The following is a 24,890-nucleotide window of genomic DNA, read 5'->3' on the forward strand; positions in this document are numbered from 1 at the left end:
GCCCTTTGTCTTTCTGCAATTGCTGAATTTCATAACCAGACGTGGCCATGAACGAAATCACCGCTCCCGAGCAATATGATCTGCAAACCGCTGCCCTGAAGGTGCCTCCGCATTCCATCGAGGCCGAACAGGCCGTGCTCGGTGGCCTGATGCTGGACAACAACGCCTGGGAACGCGTGCTCGATCAAGTCTCCGACGGCGATTTCTACCGGCATGACCACCGCCTGATTTTCCGTGCGATCGCCCGTCTGGCCGATCAGAACATGCCGATCGACGTCGTCACCCTGGCCGAGCAATTGGACAAGGAAGGGCAGACGTCCCAGGTCGGCGGCCTCGGTTACCTGGGCGAGCTGGCGAAAAACACGCCGTCGGTCGCCAACATCAAGGCCTATGCCCAGATCGTCCGCGAGCGGGCAACCTTGCGCCAGTTGATTGGCATCAGCACCGAGATCGCCGACAGCGCCTTCAACCCGGAAGGCCGCACCGCCGCCGAGATCCTTGACGAAGCCGAACGGCAGATCTTCCAGATCGCCGAGGCCCGGCCGAAAACCGGCGGCCCGGTGAGCGTCAACGACCTGTTGACCAAGGCCATCGACCGCATCGACACCTTGTTCAACACCGACAACGCCATCACCGGCCTGTCCACCGGCTACACCGACCTCGACGAGAAGACCAGCGGCCTGCAGCCGTCCGACCTGATCATCGTCGCCGGCCGTCCGTCCATGGGTAAGACCACCTTTGCGATGAACCTGGTGGAAAACGCCGTGCTGCGCAGCGACAAGGCCGTGCTGGTGTACTCCCTCGAGATGCCAGGCGAATCGCTGATCATGCGTATGCTCTCGTCCCTGGGGCGTATCGACCAGACCAAGGTCCGTTCCGGCCAGCTGGAAGACGACGACTGGCCGCGCCTCACCTCGGCGGTCAACCTGCTCAACGACCGCAAGCTGTTCATCGATGACACGGCGGGTATCAGTCCGTCGGAAATGCGCGCCCGAACCCGTCGCCTGGTGCGTGAGCACGGCGATATCGCGCTGATCATGATCGACTACCTGCAGTTGATGCAGATTCCCGGTTCCAGCGGCGACAACCGGACCAACGAGATTTCCGAAATCTCCCGTTCCCTCAAGGCCCTGGCCAAGGAATTCAACTGCCCGGTGGTGGCGCTTTCCCAGTTGAACCGTTCCCTGGAGCAGCGCCCCAACAAGCGTCCGGTGAACTCCGACTTGCGGGAATCCGGAGCGATCGAGCAGGACGCCGACGTCATCATGTTCGTGTACCGTGACGAGGTGTACCACCCCGAGACGGAACACAAGGGCATCGCCGAAATCATCATCGGCAAGCAGCGGAACGGCCCGATCGGTTTCATTCGCCTGGCGTTCATCGGTAAATACACCCGATTCGAGAACCTGGCGCCGGGTAGCTACAATTTTGATGATGACGAGTAACCTGTTCGGCATCTATTGAGGCGGGCCCTTTTCCAGAAGATTGCACTTCTCCTGTGGGAGCGAGCTTGCTCGCGATAGCGGTGCAACTGTCAGCACATGCATTGAATGGGCTGGCCCCTTCGCGAGCAAGCTCGCTCCCACATTTGATATGCGGTGCGCCGCCGATTTCCGACCATAGCCGTCGGAATTGGTCAAAATTTGTGCTATATTCCGCGCCCGCGATTTTTCATCTTTTATACCGGTCATCGACATGCAAGCAGCCAAGCCGTTATTTGACTATCCCAAGTACTGGGCCGAATGTTTCGGCCCAGCGCCATTCCTGCCCATGAGCAGGGAGGAGATGGATCAGCTTGGCTGGGATTCATGCGACATCATCATCGTGACCGGTGATGCCTACGTCGATCACCCGTCGTTCGGCATGGCGATCATCGGCCGTTTGCTGGAAGCCCAGGGCTTTCGTGTCGGGATCATTGCCCAGCCGAACTGGCAGTCCAAAGACGACTTCATGAAGCTCGGCGAGCCCAACCTGTTTTTCGGCGTCGCGGCCGGCAACATGGACTCGATGATCAACCGCTACACCGCTGACAAGAAAATTCGCTCCGATGACGCCTACACCCCGGGCGGCATGGCCGGCAAGCGGCCGGACCGTGCGAGCCTGGTCTACAGCCAGCGCTGCAAGGAAGCCTACAAGCACGTACCGATCGTGCTCGGCGGCATCGAAGCCTCCCTGCGCCGCATCGCCCATTACGATTACTGGCAGGACCGGGTGCGCAACTCGATCCTGATCGACGCCTGCGCCGACATCCTGCTCTACGGCAACGCCGAGCGGGCGATTGTCGAAGTCGCCCAGCGCCTGTCCTACGGCCACAAGATCGAAGACATCACCGACGTACGCGGCACCGCGTTTATCCGTCGTGACACACCGCAGGGCTGGTACGAAGTCGACTCCACGCGTATCGACCGTCCGGGCAAGATCGACAAGATCATCAACCCGTACGTGAATACCCAGGACACCGCTGCTTGTGCCATCGAGCAGGAAAAAGGTCCGGTTGAGGATCCGAGCGAAGCCAAGGTCGTGCAGATCCTGGCGAGCCCGAAAATGACCCGCGACAAGACCGTGATTCGCCTGCCCTCGGTGGAAAAGGTCCGTGGCGATGCGGTGCTCTACGCCCACGCCAACCGCGTGTTGCACTTGGAAACCAACCCGGGCAACGCCCGCGCCCTGGTTCAGAAGCACGGCGAAGTCGACGTCTGGTTCAACCCGCCGCCCATTCCGATGACCACCGAGGAAATGGACTACGTGTTCGGCATGCCTTACGCACGTGTTCCCCATCCGGCGTACGGCAAGGAGAAAATTCCAGCCTACGAGATGATCCGTTTCTCGGTGAACATCATGCGCGGCTGCTTTGGTGGCTGCACCTTCTGCTCGATCACCGAGCACGAAGGCCGGATCATCCAGAACCGTTCCGAAGAGTCGATCATCCGCGAGATCGAAGAGATCCGCGACAAGGTCCCGGGCTTCACCGGGGTCATTTCCGACCTCGGCGGCCCGACCGCGAACATGTATCGCATTGCCTGCAAGAGCCCGGAAATCGAATCCGCGTGCCGCAAGCCGTCCTGCGTGTTCCCCGGCATCTGCCCGAACCTGAACACCGACCATTCTTCGCTGATCCAGCTGTACCGCAGCGCCCGGGCCTTGCCTGGGGTGAAAAAGATCCTGATTGCCTCTGGTCTGCGTTACGACCTGGCGGTCGAGTCACCGGAATACGTCAAGGAGCTGGTGACCCACCACGTGGGCGGTTACCTGAAGATCGCTCCGGAGCACACCGAGGAAGGCCCGCTCAACCAGATGATGAAGCCGGGCATCGGCAGCTATGACAAATTCAAGCGGATGTTCGAGAAGTACACCAAGGAAGCCGGGAAAGAGCAGTACCTGATTCCGTACTTCATCGCGGCCCACCCGGGCACCACCGACGAAGATATGATGAACCTGGCACTGTGGCTCAAGGGCAACGGTTTTCGGGCCGACCAGGTGCAGGCGTTCTATCCGTCGCCGATGGCCACCGCCACGGCCATGTACCACTCGGGCAAGAACCCGCTGCGCAAGGTCACCTACAAGAGCGATGCGGTGACCATCGTCAAGAGCGAGGAGCAACGCCGCCTGCACAAGGCCTTCCTGCGGTATCACGACCCCAAGGGCTGGCCGATGCTGCGCGAAGCGTTGACTCGCATGGGCCGCGCCGACCTGATCGGGCCGGGCAAGAACCAGTTGATTCCGTTGCACCAGCCGGCCACCGACAGCTACCAGAGCGCCCGACGCAAGAACTCGACGCCAGCCGGCAGCCATAAAGTGGGCAAGGAAACCACCAAGATTCTGACCCAGCACACCGGCCTGCCACCGCGGGCCAGCGACGGCGGCAATCCGTGGGACAAGCGCGAGCAGGCCAAGGCCGCGGCATTCGCCCGCAACCAGCAGGCCGCCAAGGAACGCAAGGACGCCGCCAAGGGCAAGGGACCGAAACCGGCGCGCAAGCCTGTCGTGCCTCGCTGATCGCCAAGCCACATTGCAAACGCCAGCCTAAGTGCTGGCGTTTTGCTTTCTAGCGGCGCTGCTGGCCGTTTGTTATCGTGGCGCCCGCCCGACAGTGCCAGAAGCTACGCGTTACCCTTGTGGCGAGGGAGCTTGCTCCCGCTCGACGGCGGAGCCGTCGCAAACCTGCTGGCAAGGTCTGTCTGGGAAAATTGCATTGGTTTGTTTGGGGGCTGCTTCGCAGCCCAGCGGGAGCAAGCTCCCTCGCCACAGGGGTTCAGTGTAGATAAAAGTCTCACTTTCCGATTCTCAAGGACGATTCATATGAGCAGCGCTACAACGGGCATCGGCATGGACCTGAGCTTCTCCCAGTTCATGGCCCGCAAACGCATCGAAAGCCAGATCAACCTGCCGCGCCTGTTTGCTGCTATTGACGCCGATCCTGGCATCGCCGGGGCGGGTGTGGTGTATGTCGATTCCGAATACAACGTCGTGACCCTGCGCGAGTTCAAGCCGATTTGCAGCATCGCGCCCAAGCGCATCATTCTGCGCGAGGCGAAAAAATACATCGCGCCGCAGCAGTTCATCGATCAGGTCAAAAGCAGCCCCCGCGAGTCCAAGCTCGGGCTTGAAGCAACCAACGCCGGCTTGTCCTGTGTCGCCGCGGTGATTGGTTGGGTGGTGGTGTTCAGCGGCAGCGTCGCGGTGCCCTTTACGGCAGGGGCAAGTGCCTTTGTCGTTGCCCTGGGCGCCGCTGCCGCGACGGCCAGCACCGCGCAATGCGTCATTGGCGGGATGCGGGTGGCCAATGAGCTGACCAATCCGACCGGCAACGATGAGATGAACGACGCCGACTGGTACAACATTGTGTCGCCGATCCTTGACGGGGTTTCCCTGGTGGGGGGCGGTGGCTCGGCCCTGACGACTGTTCGGCTGCTCAAGGCCAACAAAGCGGCCGGCACGGGAAAGAGTTGGTATCAGTTGCTCAAGGGCCTGAATCGGCAAGAGCGCAGCAAACTGACCAAGGAGCTGTTGACGCTGAAGGACCCGAGCCTGACCGCCAAGTTACTCAAGCTGCAGCAACGCGCGGGGGCCCTGCCCAAACGTTACTCTTCAGCTGAAATCAGGCACGCGACGCTGACGCAAATAAAGGACTCCCTTGGGGGCGCGCTGGGGATCATTGGCAGTTATACCGGCGAGGGCGCCGTGAAGACCGTTGCCGTCGGCCTGTATGAGGAGTTCACGGAATGATCGGTGGCGGATCGCTGAAGGCCTTTCTCGCCCGCTATTTCCCGGTGTTCATGGGGACGATCCTGCTGGGCTGCTTTTCCGGGTCCACGCTGCTTGTGTTGGCCGGGGCCACGTATTGGCGTGCCCTGGAGCCGTCAGCCAGGACCGACTATGTCGGGCTCGGCACCTTGGCTTTGGTGCTCGTCCTGGTCCTGGGCAACCTCTTGATCGCTCGCGGGCGCGCCTGGGCGGTCTGGTGGGTGGCGGGGTATTTCCTGGCCTGTCTGGCGGCGGTGCTGCCGACGTTCGCGTATCGACCGCATCAGGGCGTGTATCTCTTCGCGGTGCTGTTGCCACTGCTGGGGCTGTTACTGCTCAACAGCAAGCGCCACCGGGAAATGCGCAGCAAACTCGTCGACATCCGCCGCCAACGCGCGCTGATCATTCAGGCCGCCAAGGCCTCGCGCCCCCGTCGCTGAGTCGATTCGCGCCGCATTTATGTGCATTCCTTTTACAGATGAATACGGGCATCGCGCGTTTTTAGTGCTCTACTGGCTTGAGTAGACAAAGAAAGTGTCCGGCCTGCCTGCATGGCATAAGTCTTGCGCCGCTTTCGATACCGCCCAGGCTCGCAGGAGGCACGTCGTGTCGATCCATGTCGCATTGCATCACGTCACGCATTACCGCTACGACCGCGCCGTCGAACTCGGACCGCAGATCGTTCGCCTGCGCCCGGCGGCCCACAGCCGCACGCGGATTCTTTCCTATGCGCTGAAGGTTTCGCCGGAGCAGCATTTCATCAACTGGCAGCAGGATCCCCAGGGCAATTACCTGGCGCGGTTGGTGTTTCCCGAGAAAACCCGGGAGCTGCGGATCGAAGTCGATCTGCTGGCGGAAATGGCGGTGTTCAATCCGTTCGACTTCTTTCTCGAGCCCTACGCCGAGAAGATTCCCTTCGCCTACGCGACTGACGAACGCAAGGAACTGGCGCCTTACCTGGAAACCCTGCCACTGACGCCGAGGTTCCAGGCCTATCTGGACGGCATCGACCGCACGCCGTTGCCAGCGGTGGATTTCCTGGTGGCGCTCAACCAGCGTCTGAGCGAAGACATCAACTACCTGATTCGCATGGAACCCGGCGTGCAGACCCCGGAGCATACCCTTGAGCACGCGTCCGGCTCGTGCCGCGACTCAGCCTGGTTGTTGGTGCAGTTGCTGCGCAACCTTGGCCTGGCTGCGCGGTTTGTCTCCGGTTATCTGATCCAGCTGACCGCCGATGTGAAAAGCCTCGATGGCCCGTCCGGCACCGACGTCGATTTCACCGACTTGCATGCCTGGTGCGAGGTCTACCTGCCCGGTGCCGGCTGGATCGGCCTGGATGCGACCTCTGGGTTGTTCGCCGGTGAAGGCCACATCCCGCTGGCCTGTAGTCCCGATCCGTCCTCGGCGGCACCGATCAGTGGCTTGGTGGAGCCTTGCGAGTGCGAGTTCAGCCACGAAATGTCCGTCGAGCGGGTCTGGGAAGCGCCGCGGGTGACCAAACCTTACACCGACGCGCAATGGCTGGCGATCCAGGCCCTGGGACGGCAGATCGATGCTGACCTGCTGGAGGGCGACGTGCGCCTGACCATGGGCGGCGAACCAACCTTTGTCTCCATCGATGACCCGGATGGCGCCGAGTGGAACACCGCGGCACTCGGACCGGACAAGCGCCGGCTCTCCGCCGAGCTGTTCCAGCGCATGCGCAATCACTATGCGCCCAAGGGGCTGGTGCATTTCGGCCAGGGCAAGTGGTACCCCGGCGAGCAACTGCCGCGCTGGTCGCTCAACTGCTATTGGCGGCGCGACGGAGTGCCGATCTGGCACAACAGTGCGTTGATCGCTGACGAGCAGGACGATTACGGCGCTGATGGCGAACTGGCCGGACGCTTCCTGGCGAGTGTCGCCGAGCGTTTGAAGATTCCTACGCGGTTCGTGTTTCCGGCCTACGAAGACAACTTCTATTACCTCTGGCGCGAAGGAGCATTGCCTTCCAACGTCACGGCCGAGGACCCACGCCTGGAGGACGCCTTGGAGCGTGCACGGTTGCGCAAGGTCTTCAGCCAGGGCCTGGACAAGGTCATCGGCCAGGTCCTGCCGTTGGCTCGCACCGCCAAGGGCGATCAATGGCAAAGCGGTCGCTGGTACCTGCGCGACAGTCACTGCCGCCTGGTGCCGGGGGATTCGCCCCTGGGTTATCGCTTGCCGCTGGCGTCCCAGCCTTGGGTGACGGCGGCCGAGTACCCGTTCATCCACCCCACCGACCCGAACCAGGACTTGCCCGAACTGCCCGGCACCGAGCAACTGGCGCGTCACGGCGAGCCGGCCGCCGAGCAGGCGCGTGTCCCGGAGATCGACACATCCGCCGACTGGCTGACCCGCACCGCCTTTTGTGCCGAGGCCCGCGAAGGCCGGCTCTATCTGTTCATGCCGCCGTTGGAGCGGGTCGAGGATTATCTGGAGCTGGTCAGCGCCATTGAGGCGACGGCTGAGGAGCTGCACTGTCCGGTCCTGTTGGAAGGCTACGAGCCGCCGAGCGACCCGCGCCTGAGCAATTTCCGCATCACCCCCGACCCCGGTGTTATCGAGGTCAACGTACAGCCCTCGGCGACCTGGGATGAGTTGGTCGAGCGCACTGAATTTTTGTACGAAGAAGCGCGCCAGACCCGACTGACCACCGAGAAATTCATGATCGATGGCCGCCACACCGGCACGGGCGGCGGCAACCATTTCGTCCTGGGTGGTGCGACACCGGCTGACTCGCCGTTCCTGCGACGTCCCGACCTGCTGCGCAGCCTGATCAGTTATTGGCATAACCACCCGGCGTTGTCCTACCTGTTTTCCGGGTTGTTCATCGGCCCGACGTCCCAGGCGCCCCGCGTGGACGAGGCGCGCAACGACGCGTTGTACGAGCTGGAAATCGCATTCGCGCAGATGCCCCAGCCGGGCGAGGAATGTCCGCCGTGGTTGGTCGACCGCTTGCTGCGCAACCTGCTGATCGACGTGACCGGCAATACGCACCGCGCCGAATTCTGCATCGACAAGCTCTATTCGCCGGACGGCGCCACCGGGCGTCTCGGCCTGTTAGAGTTGCGTGCCTTCGAGATGCCGCCCCACGCCCGCATGAGCCTGGCCCAGCAATTACTGCTGCGGGCGCTGGTGGCGCGGTTCTGGCGTGAGCCTTATGCACCGGCGAAACTGGCGCGCTGGGGCACCGAGCTGCATGACCGCTTCCTGTTGCCGCACTTTATCGAGCAGGATTTTGCCGACGTCATCCATGAGCTGAACGCCGCCGGCTACCCGCTGCGGGCCGAGTGGTTCGCCGCGCACCTGGAGTTTCGTTTTCCCAAGGTGGGTGACTACGCGGTCAGTGGTATCGAGCTGCAATTGCGCCAAGCCCTCGAGCCTTGGCATGTGCTGGGGGAGGAGGGCGCGGTGGGCGGCACCGTGCGTTATGTGGATTCCTCCCTGGAGCGTTTGCAGGTCAAGCTCAGCGGCCTGGCGCCGCAACGCTACCTGCTGACCTGCAATGGCGTGCCGGTGCCGTTGCAACCGACGGGGCGGGTCGGCGAATTCGTGGCCGGCGTGCGTTTCCGCGCCTGGCAACCGGCCAACTGCCTGCAACCGACCATCCCGGTGCATGCGCCGCTGGTCTTCGACTTGCTCGACACCTGGATGCAACGTTCCGTGGGCGGTTGCCAGTATCACGTGGCCCATCCGGGCGGGCGCAACTATGACAGCCTGCCGGTGAATGCCAACGAGGCCGAGAGCCGGCGCATGGCGCGCTTCTTCCGCCTCGGGCACACGCCGGGGAAACTGCCGATACCCAGCCTGGCGGTGGATGACGAGTTTCCACTTACGCTGGATCTGCGACGTTTTCAGGGTGCTCAAAAGAATAAATAACCCCGTGGCGAGGGAGCTTGCTCCCGCTGGGCTGCGCAGCGGCCCCAAGATTTCGCGGTCGCTGCGCAACCGAGCGGGAGCAAGCTCCCTCGCCACGATGATTGCAGTCTGAAAACCCAGGCCGGATCCAACACAAACACACCTATCCGGGCGTCATGCGCTTGCGCTAGTCTCACCTTTCATTGCTGTCTGCCGAGCTTTCCATGCCTGACCTGCTTGACCGTTACCCGCTGACGACGGGCACCTATCACGAACTGTTGGACGACAGCGGCGCGGTGCGCGGGCACTGGCGCCGCCTGCTCGACCATTTGCAGCGCAGTACGCCGGCCCAACTGCTCCAGCGTCAGGCACTGTTGGCCCGGCAGATCCAGGAAAACGGTGTCACTTACAACGTCTATGCAGACCCGAAGGGCGCCGACCGGCCGTGGGAACTGGACCTGCTGCCCCATGTGATCGACCCGCAGGAATGGAAGCATCTGTCAGCCGGGATCGCCCAGCGTGCGCGGCTGCTCAATGCGGTGCTGGCCGACCTGTACGGGCCGCAGCGACTGGTCAGCGAAGGGCTGTTGCCGGCGGAGCTGGTGTTCGGGCACAACAATTTCCTCTGGCCGTGCCAGGGCATCTTGCCGCCGGACGGCAGTTTCCTGCACTTGTATGCGGTGGATCTGGCGCGCACGCCCGATGGCCGCTGGTGGGTCACGGCAGACCGGACCCAGGCGCCTTCGGGGGCCGGGTACGCGCTGGAAAATCGCATGATCGTTTCCCGCGCCTTTCCCGATTTGTATCGCGACCTCAAGGTTCGGCACCTGTCCGGATTTTTTCGCACCTTGCAGGAAACCCTGGCGCGGCAGGCACCCAGCGACGGTGAGTCGCCGCTGGTGGTGCTGTTGACGCCGGGGCGGTTCAACGAAAGCTATTTCGAACACCTTTACCTGGCGCGCCAGTTGGGCTATCCGCTGGTGGAAGGCGGCGACCTGACCGTTCGCGATGCCACGGTCTACCTCAAGACCCTCAGCGGCCTGCGCCGGGTCCACGCCATCATGCGCCGGCTCGACGACGATTTCTGCGATCCTCTGGAGTTGCGCACCGATTCGGCCCTCGGCGTGCCGGGGTTGCTCGAAGCGGTGCGCCAGGGCCGGGTGCTGGTGGCCAATGCCTTGGGCAGTGGCGTGCTGGAGTCGCCGGGCCTGCTGGGGTTCCTGCCGAAGATCAACCAGTACCTGTTCGGCGAAGAACTGCTGCTGCCGTCCATCGCCACCTGGTGGTGCGGTGAGCCGCCGGTGCTGGCCCAGGCCCTGGAAAAACTGCCGCAGTTGTTGATCAAGCCGGCGTTTCCGTCCCAGAGTTTCAGCCCGGTGTTCGGTCGCGACCTGAGCGAGGCGCAGCGCGGGCAACTGGCGGCACGCATGCAGGCACGGCCCTATGCCTATGTCGCCCAGGAACTGGCGCAACTGTCCCAGGCACCGGTCTGGCAGGCCGAGGATGGGCAAATCCAGCCGCGGGCAATCGGTATGCGCATGTATGCCGTGTCCGGCAAGGATGATTATCGGGTGTTGCCGGGTGGCCTGACCCGCGTGGCCGCCGAGGCCGACGCCGAAGTGGTGTCGATGCAGCGCGGTGGCGCCAGCAAGGACACCTGGGTGCTGGGGGAGCAGGCGCCCGGCAGTGAACAATGGAAGGCCCAGCGAACCGTGGGGGTCCATGATCTGGTTCGACGTGATCCATACCTGCCGTCGCGGGTGGTGGAAAACCTGTTCTGGTTCGGCCGCTACTGCGAGCGTTGCGATGGCAGCGCGCGGTTGCTGCGGATCATGCTGGCGCGTTATGTCGATGGCGATGATCCACTGGCCTTGCAGTCGGCGGTGGCCTTGGGCGAAAGCCTGATGCTGCTGCCCGAAGAGGGCGAGTTGCCCGAGCGTTTGCTGGCGGCACTGCTGGGGGACGACTGGTCGTTCAGCCTGCGCTCCAACTTGCAGCGCTTGCAGTGGGCCGCCTCGCAGGTGCGCGGCAAGCTGTCCCGGGAGAACTGGCAGGCGCTGGTGGAATTGCAGCGCGAAGCCATCGAGCTGGAAACCGAGGAAGCGGATTTCGGCGAGTTGCTGGATTTCCTCAATCGGCTGGTGATGTCCCTGGCGGCGTTGTCCGGATTTGCCTTGGACGACATGACCCGCGACGAAGGCTGGCGCTTTTTGATGATCGGTCGGCGCCTGGAGCGCCTGCAATTTCTCAGCAGCAGCCTGGCGGCGTTCCTGCGCAGCGACGCGGTGTTCGATCAGGCCGGGCTGGAATGGTTGCTGGAACTGGGCAACAGCAGCATCACCTACCGCTCGCGCTATTTGGCGGTGGCCCAGTTGATCCCGGTGCTGGACTTGCTGCTGCTGGATGAACAGAACCCCCACGCGGTGCTCTTCCAATTGAAGCTGGTGGCCCGCACCCTCAAGCGCTTGAACGATGATTTTGCCGCGCCCAGGGAAACCGCCTTGCCGGAGCTGGTCGCGCGCCTCTCACGCTTTGACCTGCGTTGCCTGGAAAACCCCTTGTTCGGTGAGGCCAGCCTGCGCGCCGCACTCGATGGGCTGGCCGACCTGTTGCAGGAAGTGGCCGACGCCAGCGGCCAGGTGTCCGATCGCCTGGCGTTGCGTCATTTCGCCCACGTCGATGACGTCAGCCAACGCACGGTGTCCGTCTGATGAACGCTCGTTACCAGATCCTCCACGACACCCATTACCACTACGACAGCCCGGTGTCCCTGGCCCAGCAGCTCGCTCATCTGTGGCCGCGGGCCTGTGACTGGCAGCGTTGCACCGAACGGCAACTGTTGATCAGCCCGGAACCGACGACCCGCCGCGATGAACAGGATGTGTTCGGCAACCCACTGACCCGCCTGGCCTTTGAGCGGCCCCATGACGAGTTGCTGGTCAATGCCCGCCTGAGCGTCGAGGTGCTGGCCCGCCCCGAGCTGGATTTCAACCTGTCGCCGGCCTGGGAGTCGACCTGCAACGCGCTGACCTACAGCGGCCGACCACTGGCGGCGCCACTGCTGGAGGCGTGCCGCTACCGTTTCGAGTCACCGTATGTGCACCTCAAGCGTAGCTTCGTCGAGTTTTCCGAAAGCTGCTTCCCGCCGGGGCGACCGTTGATGGTCGGTGTCCGAGCGCTGATGGAGAAGATCTTCGAGGAATTCACCTTCGATGCCGAGGCGACCCAGGTGGCGACGCCGCTGGTAGAGGTGCTGGAGCGGCGACGGGGCGTGTGCCAGGACTTTGCCCACCTGATGCTGGCTTGCGTGCGCTCTCGCGGCCTGGCGGCGCGTTACGTCAGCGGCTACCTGCTGACCCAGCCACCGCCCGGCCAACCACGGCTGATTGGCGCCGATGCGTCCCACGCCTGGGTCTCGGTATATTGCCCGGTGTTGGGGTGGGTGGACTTCGACCCGACCAACAATGTCCAGCCGGCCCTGGAACACATCACCCTGGCCTGGGGCCGGGATTTTTCCGATGTGTCACCGTTGCGCGGGGTGATCCTGGGCGGCGGTGCCCATGATCCTGAAGTGCGGGTGACGGTGATGCCGTTGGAATCATGAACGCTGTGTGAAAAATGTGGAAGCGAGCCTGTGGGAGCCGAGCTTGCTCGCGATGAACGATGACGCGGTTTTGCAGTTGAACCGTGTCGCCCTCATCGCGAGCAAGCTCGGCTCCCACAGGGTTAGGCTCCCACAGGTTGTGTGTCTTATGGATGAGGAGGTTTCCCCATGTTCCCGGTATCCATCAAAGGTGTACTGCAATCCCCCGAAGGCCTGATCGTGCTGATGCTCAACGAGCGCGATGAATGGGAATTGCCCGGCGGACGAATCGAGCTGGGCGAAACGGCGCCGCAATGCCTGGCGCGGGAAATTGCCGAGGAGCTGGCGGTTGAGGTGAGCGTGGGGGCGCCGCTGGATTCGTACTTGTTCGAAGTCATTCCCGGCAAGCACGTCTTCATCTCCACGTACCGCTGCCAGTTGCTGGGCGGTTTCGTGCCGACCATCAGTCATGAGCACAAGGAGATCGGCCTGTTCGCGCCGGACCAATTGCCGGTGAACCTGCCTGCGGGTTATCGCCAGTCGATTATCAACGCGCTGGGATTGTAAGGGTCGGCAGCGGGGCTGCCGGCCCTGGTCACAGAACCGGGGGGCCGGATCGGATCATCGGGCCCTGGGGGTATCAGGCGTCGGGAGCCTGATCTTTCGGTGCATCAACATCATCTTCTGCTGCTACTTCGCCTTCGGTATCCGGGGTCAGTGCGGCTTCTTCTTCAGCTGTGGCTTTCTTGCGCTGCAGCTTTTCCTCTTTCTTCTGCTCCTTGGCCAAGTCTCTCTGACGTTTGGCGAAGGAATAATTGGGTTTGGCCATGGGCGATCCTCTGGGGTCGAAGGTGAGGTTGAGCGGCGCATATTCTGCCCTGTATCGGGGCCGAGCCGTTAGCTGGGTTTTTGTTCGGCCCATTTTGGTTGCACGGACGGTTGCCATTCGTTCAGGGCATCGAGCAGGTTCTGCGCGGATTCGCTCACTTGCAGCATGTCACGATGGGGCGCGCGGACGAAGCCTTCGCCGACGATATGATCGAGAAAAGCGGTGAGCTTGCTGTAGAAACCGTTTACTTCCAGCAGCCCCAGCGGTTTGCCGTGGTAGCCGAGCTGGCCCCAGGTCCAGACTTCGAACAACTCCTCCAGCGTGCCGAGGCCGCCGGGCAGGGCGATGAAGGCGTCGCTGAGTTCAGCCATGCGCGCCTTGCGGGCGTGCATGCCGTCCACCACTTCCAGACGGGTCAGACCGCTGTGGCCGATTTCCTTATCCTTCAGGCTTTGCGGGATGATGCCGATGACTTCGCCGCCAGCCGCCAGGGCCGCGTCGGCGACGACACCCATCAGGCCGACGGCGCCGCCGCCGTAGACCAGGGTCAATTTTCGTTCAGCCAACGCATGCCCGAGGGCCTGCGCCGCTTCACGATACGCTGGGTCGGTGCCAGTGCTGGCGCCGCAAAATACACAAACAGACGCGATGGACATGCTTTACTCCGTGGTCAGTCACCGCACCAGAGTAAAGCCTGGCCTAGGCTGCGCAAAGGACTTAAACCTCGCGCTGGGGTTTTTCATAGGTGCCACTGGCGCCACAGGCGTAGGCGGCGAGCAAACTGCACAACAGGCTATTGAGGTTCATGACGATCGCTCCAGGAGGTGATGGGGCTGATCATAGGGGCGCGTCATACTTATGGCTGGTTGATTATGTCCATCAGGCTGATAGCCTTAAGTTGTATACAATCTTTGACTCAGGTCATAGGAACTTGTCTCAAATTCAGGCAGTCTTCCCCTTTGACGGATTTTTGTTAACCATGCCTTGGAGATTCACGATGTTTGCCAAACTTGTTGCAGTATCCCTGTTGACGCTGGCCAGCAGCCAACTGATGGCAGCGGAGTGTAAGACCACCATCGACTCGACTGACCAGATGTCCTTCAATACCAAGGCCATCGAGATCGACAAGAGTTGCAAGACGTTCACCGTTGAGCTGACGCACTCGGGCAGCCTGCCGAAAAACGTCATGGGCCATAACTGGGTGCTGAGCAAAGAGGCTGACATGCAGCCGATCGCCACCGATGGCCTGGCCGCTGGTATCGACAAGAACTACTTGAAAGAAGGTGATGCTCGCATCATCGCCCATACCAAACTCATTGGTGCCAAGGAAACCGACTCGGTGACCTTCGATGTGTCGAAACTCAGTGCTTCCGAGAAGTACGGCTTCTTCTGCTCGTTCCCGGGCCATATCTCGATGATGAAAGGCACTGTTACCCTGAAGTGATCCGTTTCAGGCACAAAAAAAGCGGCGCTTCTTTCAGAAATGGGAAGCGCCGTTTTTTTTAGAAAGCTCGGCTTTGGTGTGTATATCCGTTTTTGCGTAACGGCGGCTTAGGGTTCCGCTCTTACAGCGGGTCACTTTTGAAGAGCGCAAAAGTAACCAAAAGCGCTTTGCCCCACCACTCGGTGCCTCGCTTAGGCTCGGCATGCCTGAACGAAGGTATTGCTCCGTGGGCCGCCGCGAAGGGCCATCCATGGCCCAGCGCGGCTACCCCGGCATCCATGCCGGGATGCCCACTGCGCAATACCTTCGTTCAGCCATCGTGGTTAACGGGGCGCCCGAGATCAACGTCCACCGCGAGGCGGCCTGAGAGCCGACCTGGCTCTTGGTGGGACCGCGTTTTTTCCTGTGGGATGAGTGTGGGAGCGAGCTTGCTTGCGATGGCGGTGGTTCAGTCACAGGGATGTTGGGTTTGCTGGCCTCATCGCGAGCAAGCTCGCTCCCACAGGTGATCTTGGGTGCTCATAAGTCTTGTGTTCACCACAGGCCCATTGTGGGAGCGAGCTTGCTCGCGATAGCGGTGGTTCAGCTAAATAGATGCTGGGATATGTCCCGCTCTTGCTCTTGCTCTTGCTCTTGCTTTGGCTCTTGATCTTGATCTGGACGCCCCGTTAAACCACGCTGGCCGAACGCAGGCATTGCGCAGTGGGCATCCCGGCATGGATGCCGGGATAGCCGCGCTGGGCCATGGATGGCCCTTCGCGGCGGGCCCACGGAGCAATGCCGGAGTGAGGGCACACCGAGCCTTAGCGAGGTGCCAAGTGGTGGGGCAAAGCGCTTTTGGTTACTTTTGGCGCTCTTCCAAAAGTGACCCGCTGTAAGAGCGGAACCGCCAGCCGCCGTTACAAAAAAAACGGATATACACACCAACCCACGCCTCTCGGCTATCGCGAGCTTACCGCTTACCGCTTACCGCTTACGGCGCATACGGCATCACCCGCTTGTGCTCAGTCTTACGATAGGTCTCACAAATGATCCTGGCCGCCTCTTCGCGAACCGGTTGGCCGTGCAGGAAAGCATCGATCTCGGCATAGGTCACACCGTGGGAAGCTTCGTCCGGCTTGCCTGGCGACAGGTCTTCAAGATCGGCGGTGGGGACTTTTTCCACCAGCGATTCCGGTGCGCCAAAGTCACGGGCGATGGCCCGGACCTGGTTTTTCACCAGGCCGCTCAACGGCGCCAGGTCGCAGGCGCCGTCACCGAACTTGGTGAAGAAACCCATGACCGCTTCGGCCGCATGGTCGGTGCCGATCACCAGGCCCTGCTCGGCACCAGCGATGGTGTATTGCGCCAGCATGCGCATCCGCGCCTTGGTATTGCCCAGCACGAAATCCCGCGAGACCACCGCCTTGCCTTCGAACGCCGCGACTTGCTCGGCCAAGGCCTTGACCGCCGGGCCAATATTGACGGTATGGCGCTCGTCCGGGTCGATGAAGTCCACGCAGGCCTGTGCTTCATGCTCGTCGAACTGGGTTTCGTACGGCAGGCGCACAGCGATGAACTTATAGGCCGCGTTACCGGTTTTCTCCCGCAGTTCGCGCACGGCACGCTGGGCCAGCAGCCCGGCGGTCAGCGAGTCGACGCCACCGCTGATGCCCAGCACGAGGGACTTGAGCCCGGAATTGACCAGGCAATCCTGGATAAAGCTCACTCGCCGGGCGATCTCGGCCTTGAGGGCGGCGTCATCGGCGAACGGTGGCTGGACCTTGAGCTGTTCAGCAATCTCACGCTGTACGGCTTGCATGAATTCACTCCTTGCTTGATGTGTCAGAAAGGGCGGCAGGTACTTGGAAAACGTGTCGCATGTAGGCGACGAAATTCGGGTCCTTGCAGTGGGTCTTGCCGGGCTCGTCTGAAATCTTGGCCACGGGTTGCCCGTCACAGCTGATCATTTTAAGCACGATGCTCATGGGCTCGACACCCGGGATGTCGCAGGTCAGGTTGGTGCCAATACCGAAGCTGACATTAATGCGACCACGCAACGCCCGAAAAATCTCCAGGCATTTGGGCAATGTCAGGCTATCGGAGAACACCAGGGTCTTGCTCATCGGGTCGATGCCGAGCTTGTGGTAGTGGGCAATGGCCTTTTCGGCCCAGATCACCGGGTCACCGGAGTCATGGCGCAAACCGTCGAACAGCTTGGCGAAGAACAGATCGAAATCCTTGAGGAAGGCGTCCATGGTGATGCAGTCGGTGAGGGCGATCCCCAGCAGGCCCCGGTACTCGCGCACCCCAGCAATCGAGGGCGGCGATCTGGCTGTCGATCAGTCGCGGACCCAGTTGCTGGTGGGCCATGATCCACTCGTGGGCCATGGTGCCCAGGGGTTTCATGTCCAGTTCCCGAGACAGGTGCACATTGCTGGTGCCGACGAAACGCCCGGGGAAATCATGCTTGAGCACGTTGACCACTTCTTCCTGGACGCGGAAGGAAAACCGCCGACGGGTGCCGAAATCCGCGACTTGCAATTCGGACAGCTCATCGGCGCTGGCGTTGGCGCTCAGCCAGTCGAACTTGCGATACAACTGCTCGCGGGCCTGCTCCAGGACGATTTCGCGGTAGCGATAGCGGTTGCGCACTTCGCTGACGATGGCCAGCAGAGGCACTTCGAACAGAATCACATGCAGCCACGGCCCGCGCAGGCGGATGAACAGCTCACCGTTGTCGATACCGGTGTGCACGTAGCGCAGGTTGAAGCGAAACAGCCCCAGGAAGCGCAGGAAGTCCGGCTTGAGGAAGCTGATGCGCTCCAGGAAACCCAACTGGTCGGCGCTCAGGTTCAGTTCCGCCAGGCGTTCGATCTGGAAGCGGATCTCCGCCAGGTACGGGCGCAAGTCTTCGCTGTTGCGGCAACGAAACTCCCACTCGACTTCGACGTTGGGGTAGTTGTGCAGCACCGCCTGCATCATCGTCAGTTTGTAGAAGTCGGTGTCGAGCAGGTTCTGCACGATACGATCGGCAAATACGCTCTCGCTCATAAGGTTCTCCAGACAGGCCGCGGCAGTGGGCAGTGAGGTTCGGCGGTTTTTAGTGAGCGGCTAGTGGCGCATAACCGTGGTGGGTATTGCCAGTGTTTTTTGTGGCGAGGGAGCTTGCTCCCGCTCGGGTGCGCAGCGCCCGTATGGTAGGGGGCCGCTGCGCGGCCCAGCGGGAGCAAGCTCCCTCGCCACAGGGTGTTGTGTTGGCTGCCGCTATTGCGGTGTATCCGGGCTGTCGATCTGCTCCAGCATCCACTCCACAAAAAGCCGCACCTTGGGCACTTCCGCCGAATGTTCCGGGTAGGCCAGGTAATAGGCGCTGGTGCTAGGCATCGCGTGGGGCCAGGGGATGACCAGTTTGCCGTCGGCCAGTTCTTCTTCCACCAGAAACCGTGGCAGCAAGGCGACGCCGCAGCCGACCTGGGCGGCCCGGATGCACATGTAGAAGGTTTCGAAACGCGGCCCGTGGTAGCTGTGTTCGGTGTGGTAGCCCTGGCTGTCGAACCAGTCGTGCCAGGCCTGGGGCCGCGAAGCGTTTTGCAGCAGCACCAGCTCGGCCAATTGGGTCGGGTCGCTGAAGGGTTGCTCAGGCAGGCTGCCGGGGGCGCAGACTGGCACCAGCTCTTCGTCGAACAATCTCAGGGACTCGGTGCCAGGGCGTGAACCCTGGCCGAAGTAGAACGCCAGGTCGCTGCGCCCCTGCTGCAAGTCATCGGCTTCCTGCTCGCTGCATAAGTCCAAATGAATTTTCGGATGACGCAGGCGCCAGCCCTTCAGGCGGGGGACCAGCCAGCGGGCACCGAAGGTCGGAGGCGTGGAGACACGCAGCACTTCGGTATCGCCGCCGTAGGAGCGCAGGTAATGGGTGGACATCTCCACCTGGGTGAGGATTTTTCGTACTTCCCCCAGGTACAACTCTCCGGCCGGTGTCAGCTGCAAGCGGCGGCGCACACGCCGAAACAGCAAGTGCTGCAACAATTCCTCGAGCTGGGCGACCTGTTTGCTGACGGCGCTCTGGGTCAGATGAAGTTCTTCGGCGGCACGGGTAAAGCTCAGGTGGCGAGTCACGGCTTCGAAGCACTGGAGCGCGGTGATCGACGGTAAATAGCGCTTATTGAGCATGACGAGGGCCTTTTATCTTGTTGCTCTATAAATCGAGTCAGGGGCAGCATGAATAAACGGAATGATATCTCGCTTAATGGTCGTTTGTTGCCAAGACTCGAGCCAGCTAAAACTAGAGGCCTGAGTAGACGGTAATTGCCCGTCCGCCATTCTTTTATCGCTCGTTTAGAGGAGTTACCCCATGGTTGCTGCATTGCTTGATCGTCTGGGCGTTAATCCGGCTTTGTACCAGGGCGGCACACAGCCGGTGCATTCCCCTATCGATGGCAGCCGCATCGGCGCCGTGAACTGGGAAGGCGCCGCTGAAGTCGAGCAGCAGGTCAGCCGTGCCGAACACGCCTTCGACCTGTGGCGCCAGGTGCCGGCCCCGCGTCGCGGCGAGCTGGTGCGTCAATTCGGCGACCTGCTGCGTGAATACAAGGCCGACCTCGGCGAGCTGGTGTCGTGGGAAGCCGGCAAGATCACCCAGGAAGGCCTGGGTGAAGTGCAAGAGATGATCGACATCTGCGACTTCGCCGTCGGCCTGTCCCGCCAGTTGTACGGCCTGACCATCGCCTCCGAGCGTCCGGGCCACCACATGCGTGAATCCTGGCATCCGCTGGGCGTGGTCGGGGTGATCAGTGCGTTCAACTTCCCCGTCGCGGTCTGGGCCTGGAACACCACGCTGGCCCTGGTCTGCGGCAACTCGGTGATCTGGAAACCCTCGGAAAAGACCCCGCTCACCGCCCTGGCGTGCCAGGCGCTGTTCGAGCGCGTGTTGAAGAACTTCAGCGACGCACCGCCGTATCTGAGCCAGGTGATTATCGGCGGCCGCGATGCCGGTGAAGCCCTGGTGGACGACCCGCGCGTGGCCTTGATCAGCGCCACCGGCAGCACCCGCATGGGCCGTGAAGTGGCGCCGAAAGTCGCCGCGCGCTTCGCCCGCAGCATCCTTGAACTGGGCGGTAACAACGCGATGATCCTGGCGCCGAGCGCCGACCTGGACATGGCCGTGCGCGCCATCCTGTTCAGCGCCGTCGGCACTGCCGGCCAGCGTTGCACCACCCTGCGCCGGCTGATCGCCCACGAGTCGGTGAAGGAAGAGATTGTCACCCGCCTCAAGGCCGCCTATTCGAAAGTGCGCATCGGCCATCCGCTGGAAGGCAACCTGGTCGGGCCACTGATCGACAAGCACAGCTTCGACGGTATGCAGGACGCGCTGGAGCAGGCCTTGAGCGAAGGCGGTAAGGTGTTTGGCGGTAAACGTCAGTTGGAAGACCAGTTCCCGAATGCCTATTACGTCTCGCCAGCCATCGTCGAGATGCCCGAGCAGAGTGATGTGGTGCGCCACGAAACCTTCGCACCGATCCTGTACGTGGTTGGCTACAAGGACTTTGCCGAGGCCCTGCACTTGAACAATGCCGTGCCCCAGGGCCTGTCGTCCTGCATCTTCACCACCGATGTGCGTGAAGCCGAGCAGTTCATGTCGGCGGTGGGCAGCGACTGCGGCATCGCCAACGTCAACATCGGCCCGAGCGGCGCGGAAATCGGCGGCGCATTCGGTGGCGAAAAAGAAACCGGCGGCGGTCGCGAATCCGGCTCCGACGCCTGGCGCGGCTACATGCGCCGCCAGACCAACACCGTGAACTACTCGCTGGAGTTGCCGTTGGCCCAGGGGATTACCTTCGACTGAGGTCGAGCCAACGAAAATCCCCTGTGGGAGCGAGCTTGCTCGCGATGGCGGCGGCACATTCAATAACGATGTGACTGACAGACCGCTATCGCGAGCAAAGTCGCTCCCGCACTGAATAGTGTGATGGTTGGGTTTCTTTTTCGGAGTCTGGCAATGCCGTTACGCGAAGAATGTCTGTGGGAAAAACTGACGCCGCAAAGGCCTGAAAACACTGCCCTCACCGGCGAAATCATGGTCGATGTCTGTGTGATCGGTGCAGGGTTCCGGGCTGTCGGCGGCGGTGCACTTGCTCGAACAAGGCAAGCGCGTGGCTGTGCTGGAAGCCCATCGGGCCGGGCATGGCGGATCGGGGCGTAACGTCGGCCTGGTGAACGCCGGGCTGTGGATCCCGCCGGATGACATCGAGGCCGGATTCGGCGAGGCGGTGGGCAGGCCAGTTCAACCGCATGCTGGGCGCCGCACCGGCCCTGGTGTTCAGCCTCATCGATAAATACAACATTGATTGTCAGTTGCGCCGCGAAGGCACCCTGCATATGGCCCATAACGCCCGGGGCGAGGCCGACCTGCGCAGTCGCGAGGCACAATGGAAACGCCGTGGCGCCCCGGTGGAGTTGCTCACCGGCCAGGCCTGTGCCGAGGCGACCGGCACGGCGAAAATCGCCGCGGCACTGCTCGACCGCCGCGCCGGCACCCTTAATCCGATGGCCTACACCAGCGGGTTGGCCAAGGCCGCCACGGACCTGGGCGGCCAGCTGTTCGACCACTCGCCGGTGATGCGCCTGGAACGCCAAGGCCAGCGTTGGTCGGTGCAGACCGCCCAGGGTTCGGTGCTGGCCGAGCAGGTGGTGATTGCCTCCAACGCCTACACCGAGGGCGACTGGACCGAACTGCGGCGCAATTTTTTCCCCGGTTATTACTATCAGGTCGCTTCCGTGCCGCTGGCCGACGAGGCCGCCCAACGCATTCTGCCGGGCGGGCAGGGTTCGTGGGATACCCGGCAGGTGTTGAGCAGCATCCGCCGTGACAAGGACGGCCGTTTGCTGCTGGGCAGCCTGGGCAACGGCAACCGCAAGCCGACCTGGTTCCTCAAGGCTTGGGCCGACCGGGTGCAGCAACACTATTTCCCTTACCTCAAACCAGTGGAGTGGGAGTGCACCTGGACCGGTTGCATCGCCTTCACCCCCGATCATTTGATGCGCCTGTTCGAACCCGCTCCCGGGCTGGTGGCCGTGACCGGCTACAACGGCCGGGGCGTGACCACCGGTACGGTGGTCGGCAAGGCGTTCGCCGACTACCTGTGCCACGGCGATGCCCAGGCCCTGCCGATCCCGTTCGCACCCATGCAGCCGTTGGCCGGGGTGGGCTTGCGCAGTTGCCTGTATGAGGCGGGCTTTTCGCTGTATCACGCGGGCCAGTGCCTGCGGATCGTCATTTGAGTGTTGAAAATTGTTGCTGCAAGCCGCGTTTTCCGGCGTAGCGTCTAGCCTGTTATGGTGCGGGTTGTAGCAGTCGCGCACCGACAGTGTGCAGTTCGGTGACGTGGGTTGTTACACAGTGGTTGCACGCCGTTTCGTGCGATGGTTGCAATGATGGCTCACGGAGGGTTTCACCTATTTGGATAAAAGGTTGCACCTTGTCCGGTTTAGACGGTTGCACGCCCTATGAAAAAGGGCTCGAAACAGTCGAAATAACAATAAAGCAGCGACTTTTCTCAGAATAAAAAACCGATGGCACGGCCCTTGCTCTGAGCTTTTCAGTGAAATGAAGTCGCAGTGCCAACTAAAAAAAACCTTGGAGCACCACCTCATGTCCCAGACGTTTTACAAGAAAGGTTTCCTGGCCCTCGCAGTGGCAACTGCGTTGGGTGTTTCTGCGTTTGCTCAAGCTGATGTGAAATTTGGTGTGGCGGGGCCGATGACTGGTGCCAACGCGGCATTTGGCGAGCAGTATATGAAGGGGGCGCAGGCAGCGGCCGATGCGGTCAACGCGGCGGGTGGCGTGAACGGCGAGAAGATCGTACTGGTCAAGGGCGATGACGCCTGCGAACCGAAACAGGCTGTTACCGTGGCCAAGGACCTGACCAACCAGAAAGTGGCGGGCGTGGTCGGTCACTTCTGCTCCTCGTCGACCATTCCGGCTTCCGAGATCTACGACGAAGCAGGCATCATCGCAATCACCCCGGGTTCGACCAACCCGGCTGTTACCGAGCGCGGCCTGAGCGCCATGTTCCGCATGTGCGGGCGTGATGACCAGCAGGGCATCGTCGCCGGCGACTACATTGTCGACGTGCTCAAGGGCAAGAAAGTCGTTGTGCTGCATGACAAGGACACCTACGGCCAGGGCCTGGCGGATGCGACCAAGGCTCAACTGGCCAAGCGCGGCGTGACGCCAGTGCTGTATGAAGGCCTGACCCGTGGTGAAAAAGACTTCAGCACCATCGTCACCAAGATCCGCGGCGCCGGCGCCGACGTCGTCTACTTCGGCGGTCTGCATCCGGAAGCCGGTCCCCTGGTTCGTCAACTGCGTGAGCAAGGCCTCAAAGACGTCAAGTTCATGTCCGACGACGGTATCGTGACCGACGAGCTGGTCACCACCGCTGGCGGCCCGCAATTTGTCGATGGCGTGCTGATGACCTTCGGTGCCGACCCACGCCTGCTGCCAGACAGCAAGGCTGTAGTGGATGCATTCCGTGCCAAGGGCACTGAGCCGGAAGGCTACACCCTGTACGCCTACGCTTCGGTTCAGACCCTCGCGGCGGCCTTTAATGGCGCCAAGAAAAACGATGGCGAAGCTGCGGCCAAGTGGCTCAAGGCTAACCCAGTCAAGACCGTGATGGGCGAGAAGACCTGGGACGCCAAGGGCGACCTGAAAGTCTCCGACTACGTGGTTTACCAGTGGGACAAGGACGGCAAATACCACCAGCTGGAAAAACAGAAGTAAACACGATCGGCTAGATCCCCCGATTCCATGTGGGGCGTGCCTGCTGGCGATGGCGGACTGACAGGCGACATCTTCGTTGAATGTCCGTCCGCTCTCGCTGGCAGGCCAGCGTCCACAAGGGATGTAGTGTTCTGACTGACATTGCTCCGACGTAAATCTGTATTTTCCTTAGAAGAACCGCACACTCAAGGGTGTGCAGGTTCTCACTGCGTGAGATTGCGTTATGGATGGTATTTTCCTGCAGCAACTGGTCAACGGCCTGACCCTCGGGTCGGTCTATGGCCTGATCGCCATCGGCTACACAATGGTCTATGGCATCATCGGCATGATCAACTTCGCCCATGGCGAGGTTTACATGATCTCTGCGTACCTCGCGGCGATCAGTCTGGCTCTGCTGGCATACTTCGGTATTGAATCCTTTCCCCTGCTGATGCTCGGTACGCTGATCTTCACCATCGTCGTCACGGCGGTGTATGGCTGGGTCATCGAACGTGTCGCCTACAAACCCCTGCGTAACTCCACCCGCCTGGCACCGCTGATCAGCGCCATCGGTATTTCGCTGATCCTGCAAAACTATGCACAGATCGCCCAGGGTGCGAAGCAACAAGGCGTCCCAACCCTGCTGACTGGGGCTTGGCGCGTCGAAGTCGGCACAGGATTCGTGCAACTGACTTACACCAAGGTTTTCATTCTGATCGCAGCGTTTGCGGGGATGGCCCTGCTGACCTACATCATCAAGTACACCAAGCTGGGCCGCATGTGCCGCGCGACCCAGCAAGACCGCAAGATGGCCTCGATCCTGGGGATCAATACCGACCGCGTGATTTCCTACGTATTCATCATCGGTGCCGCGATGGCGGCCCTGGCCGGCGTGCTGATCACCATGAACTACGGCACGTTCGACTTCTATGCCGGATTCATCATTGGCATCAAGGCATTCACCGCAGCGGTCCTCGGCGGGATCGGCTCATTGCCGGGGGCGATGCTCGGCGGGATCATTCTCGGGATCTCCGAGTCGCTGTTCTCGGGCCTGGTCAACTCGGACTACAAAGACGTCTTCAGCTTCTCGCTGCTCGTTCTCGTTCTGGTCTTTCGGCCCCAAGGCCTGCTCGGCCGTCCTCTTGTGTCGAAGGTGTAAGCG

17 protein-coding genes and 2 pseudogenes are annotated in these 24,890 nt (G+C 61.7%); 14 read left to right on the forward strand and 5 right to left on the reverse strand.

Going from position 1 to position 24,890, the window contains the following annotated elements; all coding sequences use genetic code 11:
• The first annotated feature begins 47 nt into the window (after positions 1–47).
• From dnaB to PSH84_RS07555, 8 genes are all read left to right on the forward strand, one after another.
• Positions 48–1,445 carry a replicative DNA helicase gene (dnaB, locus tag PSH84_RS07520; RefSeq protein WP_027911801.1) on the forward strand — a complete coding sequence of 466 codons (1,398 nt, stop codon included), beginning with the start codon at positions 48–50 and terminating at the stop codon, positions 1,443–1,445.
• A 250-nt stretch (positions 1,446–1,695) separates the two neighbouring features.
• Positions 1,696–3,996, forward strand: coding sequence for a YgiQ family radical SAM protein (locus tag PSH84_RS07525; protein ID WP_058546535.1), 2,301 nt, complete (start codon positions 1,696–1,698; stop codon positions 3,994–3,996).
• A gap of 303 nt (positions 3,997–4,299) precedes the next feature.
• Positions 4,300–5,226, forward strand: a complete 927-nt coding sequence (ssp4, locus tag PSH84_RS07530; protein WP_305482481.1) for an Ssp4 family T6SS effector — start codon at positions 4,300–4,302, stop codon at positions 5,224–5,226.
• Positions 5,223–5,684, forward strand: a complete 462-nt coding sequence (locus PSH84_RS07535) for a hypothetical protein (RefSeq protein WP_122567298.1) — start codon at positions 5,223–5,225, stop codon at positions 5,682–5,684. Before ssp4 ends, PSH84_RS07535 begins: the two co-directional genes overlap by 4 nt.
• Before the next feature lie 166 nt (positions 5,685–5,850).
• Positions 5,851–9,147, forward strand: a complete 3,297-nt coding sequence (locus PSH84_RS07540; protein ID WP_305482482.1) for a transglutaminase family protein — start codon at positions 5,851–5,853, stop codon at positions 9,145–9,147.
• A 203-nt stretch (positions 9,148–9,350) separates the two neighbouring features.
• Positions 9,351–11,837 carry a circularly permuted type 2 ATP-grasp protein gene (locus PSH84_RS07545; protein WP_305482483.1) on the forward strand — a complete coding sequence of 829 codons (2,487 nt, stop codon included), beginning with the start codon at positions 9,351–9,353 and terminating at the stop codon, positions 11,835–11,837.
• Positions 11,837–12,730, forward strand: coding sequence for a transglutaminase family protein (locus tag PSH84_RS07550; protein ID WP_305482485.1), 894 nt, complete (start codon positions 11,837–11,839; stop codon positions 12,728–12,730). Before PSH84_RS07545 ends, PSH84_RS07550 begins: the two co-directional genes overlap by 1 nt.
• A gap of 168 nt (positions 12,731–12,898) precedes the next feature.
• Positions 12,899–13,276 (forward strand): NUDIX hydrolase, encoded by a 378-nt coding sequence (locus PSH84_RS07555; protein ID WP_122567293.1) that lies wholly within the window; start codon positions 12,899–12,901, stop codon positions 13,274–13,276.
• Positions 13,277–13,349: 73 nt separating this feature from the next.
• Here the strand turns inward: PSH84_RS07555 and PSH84_RS07560 are convergent, their stop codons facing one another.
• Together PSH84_RS07560 and PSH84_RS07565 are read right to left on the reverse strand one after the other, a co-directional pair.
• Positions 13,350–13,538, reverse strand: a complete 189-nt coding sequence (locus PSH84_RS07560; RefSeq protein WP_057448273.1) for a hypothetical protein — start codon at positions 13,536–13,538, stop codon at positions 13,350–13,352.
• 68 nt (positions 13,539–13,606) lie between these two features.
• A complete protein-coding gene (locus tag PSH84_RS07565; RefSeq protein WP_305482487.1) occupies positions 13,607–14,194 on the reverse strand; it encodes a cytokinin riboside 5'-monophosphate phosphoribohydrolase in 588 nt (195 codons plus the stop codon).
• Positions 14,195–14,535: 341 nt separating this feature from the next.
• Between PSH84_RS07565 and azu the strand changes: the two genes are divergently transcribed.
• Both azu and PSH84_RS07575 read left to right on the forward strand, forming a co-directional pair.
• The gene (gene azu, locus PSH84_RS07570) at positions 14,536–14,982 is read left to right on the forward strand and encodes an azurin (protein WP_122567291.1); all 447 of its coding nucleotides are present in this window, start codon (positions 14,536–14,538) and stop codon (positions 14,980–14,982) included.
• A gap of 202 nt (positions 14,983–15,184) precedes the next feature.
• Complete coding sequence (locus PSH84_RS07575) at positions 15,185–15,349, forward strand: hypothetical protein (protein ID WP_305483208.1); 165 nt, start codon at positions 15,185–15,187, stop codon at positions 15,347–15,349.
• A 606-nt stretch (positions 15,350–15,955) separates the two neighbouring features.
• Here the strand turns inward: PSH84_RS07575 and nadE are convergent.
• The 3 genes and pseudogenes from nadE to PSH84_RS07590 all read right to left on the reverse strand — a co-directional run bounded on the left by nadE (position 15,956) and on the right by PSH84_RS07590 (position 19,137).
• A complete protein-coding gene (gene nadE, locus PSH84_RS07580) occupies positions 15,956–16,783 on the reverse strand; it encodes an NAD(+) synthase (protein WP_122567289.1) in 828 nt (275 codons plus the stop codon).
• Positions 16,784–16,787: 4 nt separating this feature from the next.
• A pseudogene (gene pncB, locus PSH84_RS07585) lies at positions 16,788–18,015 on the reverse strand (nicotinate phosphoribosyltransferase).
• A gap of 213 nt (positions 18,016–18,228) precedes the next feature.
• Positions 18,229–19,137 (reverse strand): LysR family transcriptional regulator, encoded by a 909-nt coding sequence (locus PSH84_RS07590; protein WP_122567286.1) that lies wholly within the window; start codon positions 19,135–19,137, stop codon positions 18,229–18,231.
• Positions 19,138–19,318: 181 nt separating this feature from the next.
• Here PSH84_RS07590 and amaB point away from each other — a divergent pair, with 181 nt between their 5' ends.
• The 4 genes and pseudogenes from amaB to PSH84_RS07610 all read left to right on the forward strand — a co-directional run bounded on the left by amaB (position 19,319) and on the right by PSH84_RS07610 (position 24,887).
• Positions 19,319–20,809 (forward strand): L-piperidine-6-carboxylate dehydrogenase, encoded by a 1,491-nt coding sequence (amaB, locus tag PSH84_RS07595; RefSeq protein ID WP_305482489.1) that lies wholly within the window; start codon positions 19,319–19,321, stop codon positions 20,807–20,809.
• Between the two features lie 153 nt (positions 20,810–20,962).
• Positions 20,963–22,245, forward strand: a pseudogene (gene amaA / locus PSH84_RS07600) (L-pipecolate oxidase).
• 370 nt (positions 22,246–22,615) lie between these two features.
• The gene (locus PSH84_RS07605) at positions 22,616–23,749 is read left to right on the forward strand and encodes an ABC transporter substrate-binding protein (RefSeq protein ID WP_305482491.1); all 1,134 of its coding nucleotides are present in this window, start codon (positions 22,616–22,618) and stop codon (positions 23,747–23,749) included.
• 223 nt (positions 23,750–23,972) lie between these two features.
• The gene (locus PSH84_RS07610; RefSeq protein WP_046064350.1) at positions 23,973–24,887 is read left to right on the forward strand and encodes an ABC transporter permease subunit; all 915 of its coding nucleotides are present in this window, start codon (positions 23,973–23,975) and stop codon (positions 24,885–24,887) included.
• Positions 24,888–24,890 lie beyond the last annotated feature (3 nt).

The organism is Pseudomonas beijingensis, assembly GCF_030687295.1.
In the GTDB taxonomy this organism is placed as follows: domain Bacteria; phylum Pseudomonadota; class Gammaproteobacteria; order Pseudomonadales; family Pseudomonadaceae; genus Aquipseudomonas; species Aquipseudomonas beijingensis.

Bases quoted from the DNA above. Each gene is read 5' to 3' on its own strand.
- PSH84_RS07565 (WP_305482487.1), bottom strand. From the start codon at position 14,194: ATGTCCATCGCGTCTGTTTGTGTATTTTGCGGCGCCAGCACTGGCACC.
- PSH84_RS07560 (WP_057448273.1), bottom strand. From the start codon at position 13,538: ATGGCCAAACCCAATTATTCCTTCGCCAAACGTCAGAGAGACTTGGCC.
- PSH84_RS07525 (WP_058546535.1), top strand. From the start codon at position 1,696: ATGCAAGCAGCCAAGCCGTTATTTGACTATCCCAAGTACTGGGCCGAA.
- nadE (WP_122567289.1), bottom strand. From the start codon at position 16,783: ATGCAAGCCGTACAGCGTGAGATTGCTGAACAGCTCAAGGTCCAGCCA.
- PSH84_RS07545 (WP_305482483.1), top strand. From the start codon at position 9,351: ATGCCTGACCTGCTTGACCGTTACCCGCTGACGACGGGCACCTATCAC.
- PSH84_RS07590 (WP_122567286.1), bottom strand. From the start codon at position 19,137: ATGCTCAATAAGCGCTATTTACCGTCGATCACCGCGCTCCAGTGCTTC.
- PSH84_RS07605 (WP_305482491.1), top strand. From the start codon at position 22,616: ATGTCCCAGACGTTTTACAAGAAAGGTTTCCTGGCCCTCGCAGTGGCA.
- PSH84_RS07535 (WP_122567298.1), top strand. From the start codon at position 5,223: ATGATCGGTGGCGGATCGCTGAAGGCCTTTCTCGCCCGCTATTTCCCG.
- PSH84_RS07610 (WP_046064350.1), top strand. From the start codon at position 23,973: ATGGATGGTATTTTCCTGCAGCAACTGGTCAACGGCCTGACCCTCGGG.
- PSH84_RS07575 (WP_305483208.1), top strand. From the start codon at position 15,185: ATGCCTGAACGAAGGTATTGCTCCGTGGGCCGCCGCGAAGGGCCATCC.
- azu (WP_122567291.1), top strand. From the start codon at position 14,536: ATGTTTGCCAAACTTGTTGCAGTATCCCTGTTGACGCTGGCCAGCAGC.
- ssp4 (WP_305482481.1), top strand. From the start codon at position 4,300: ATGAGCAGCGCTACAACGGGCATCGGCATGGACCTGAGCTTCTCCCAG.
- PSH84_RS07555 (WP_122567293.1), top strand. From the start codon at position 12,899: ATGTTCCCGGTATCCATCAAAGGTGTACTGCAATCCCCCGAAGGCCTG.
- PSH84_RS07550 (WP_305482485.1), top strand. From the start codon at position 11,837: ATGAACGCTCGTTACCAGATCCTCCACGACACCCATTACCACTACGAC.
- amaB (WP_305482489.1), top strand. From the start codon at position 19,319: ATGGTTGCTGCATTGCTTGATCGTCTGGGCGTTAATCCGGCTTTGTAC.
- dnaB (WP_027911801.1), top strand. From the start codon at position 48: ATGAACGAAATCACCGCTCCCGAGCAATATGATCTGCAAACCGCTGCC.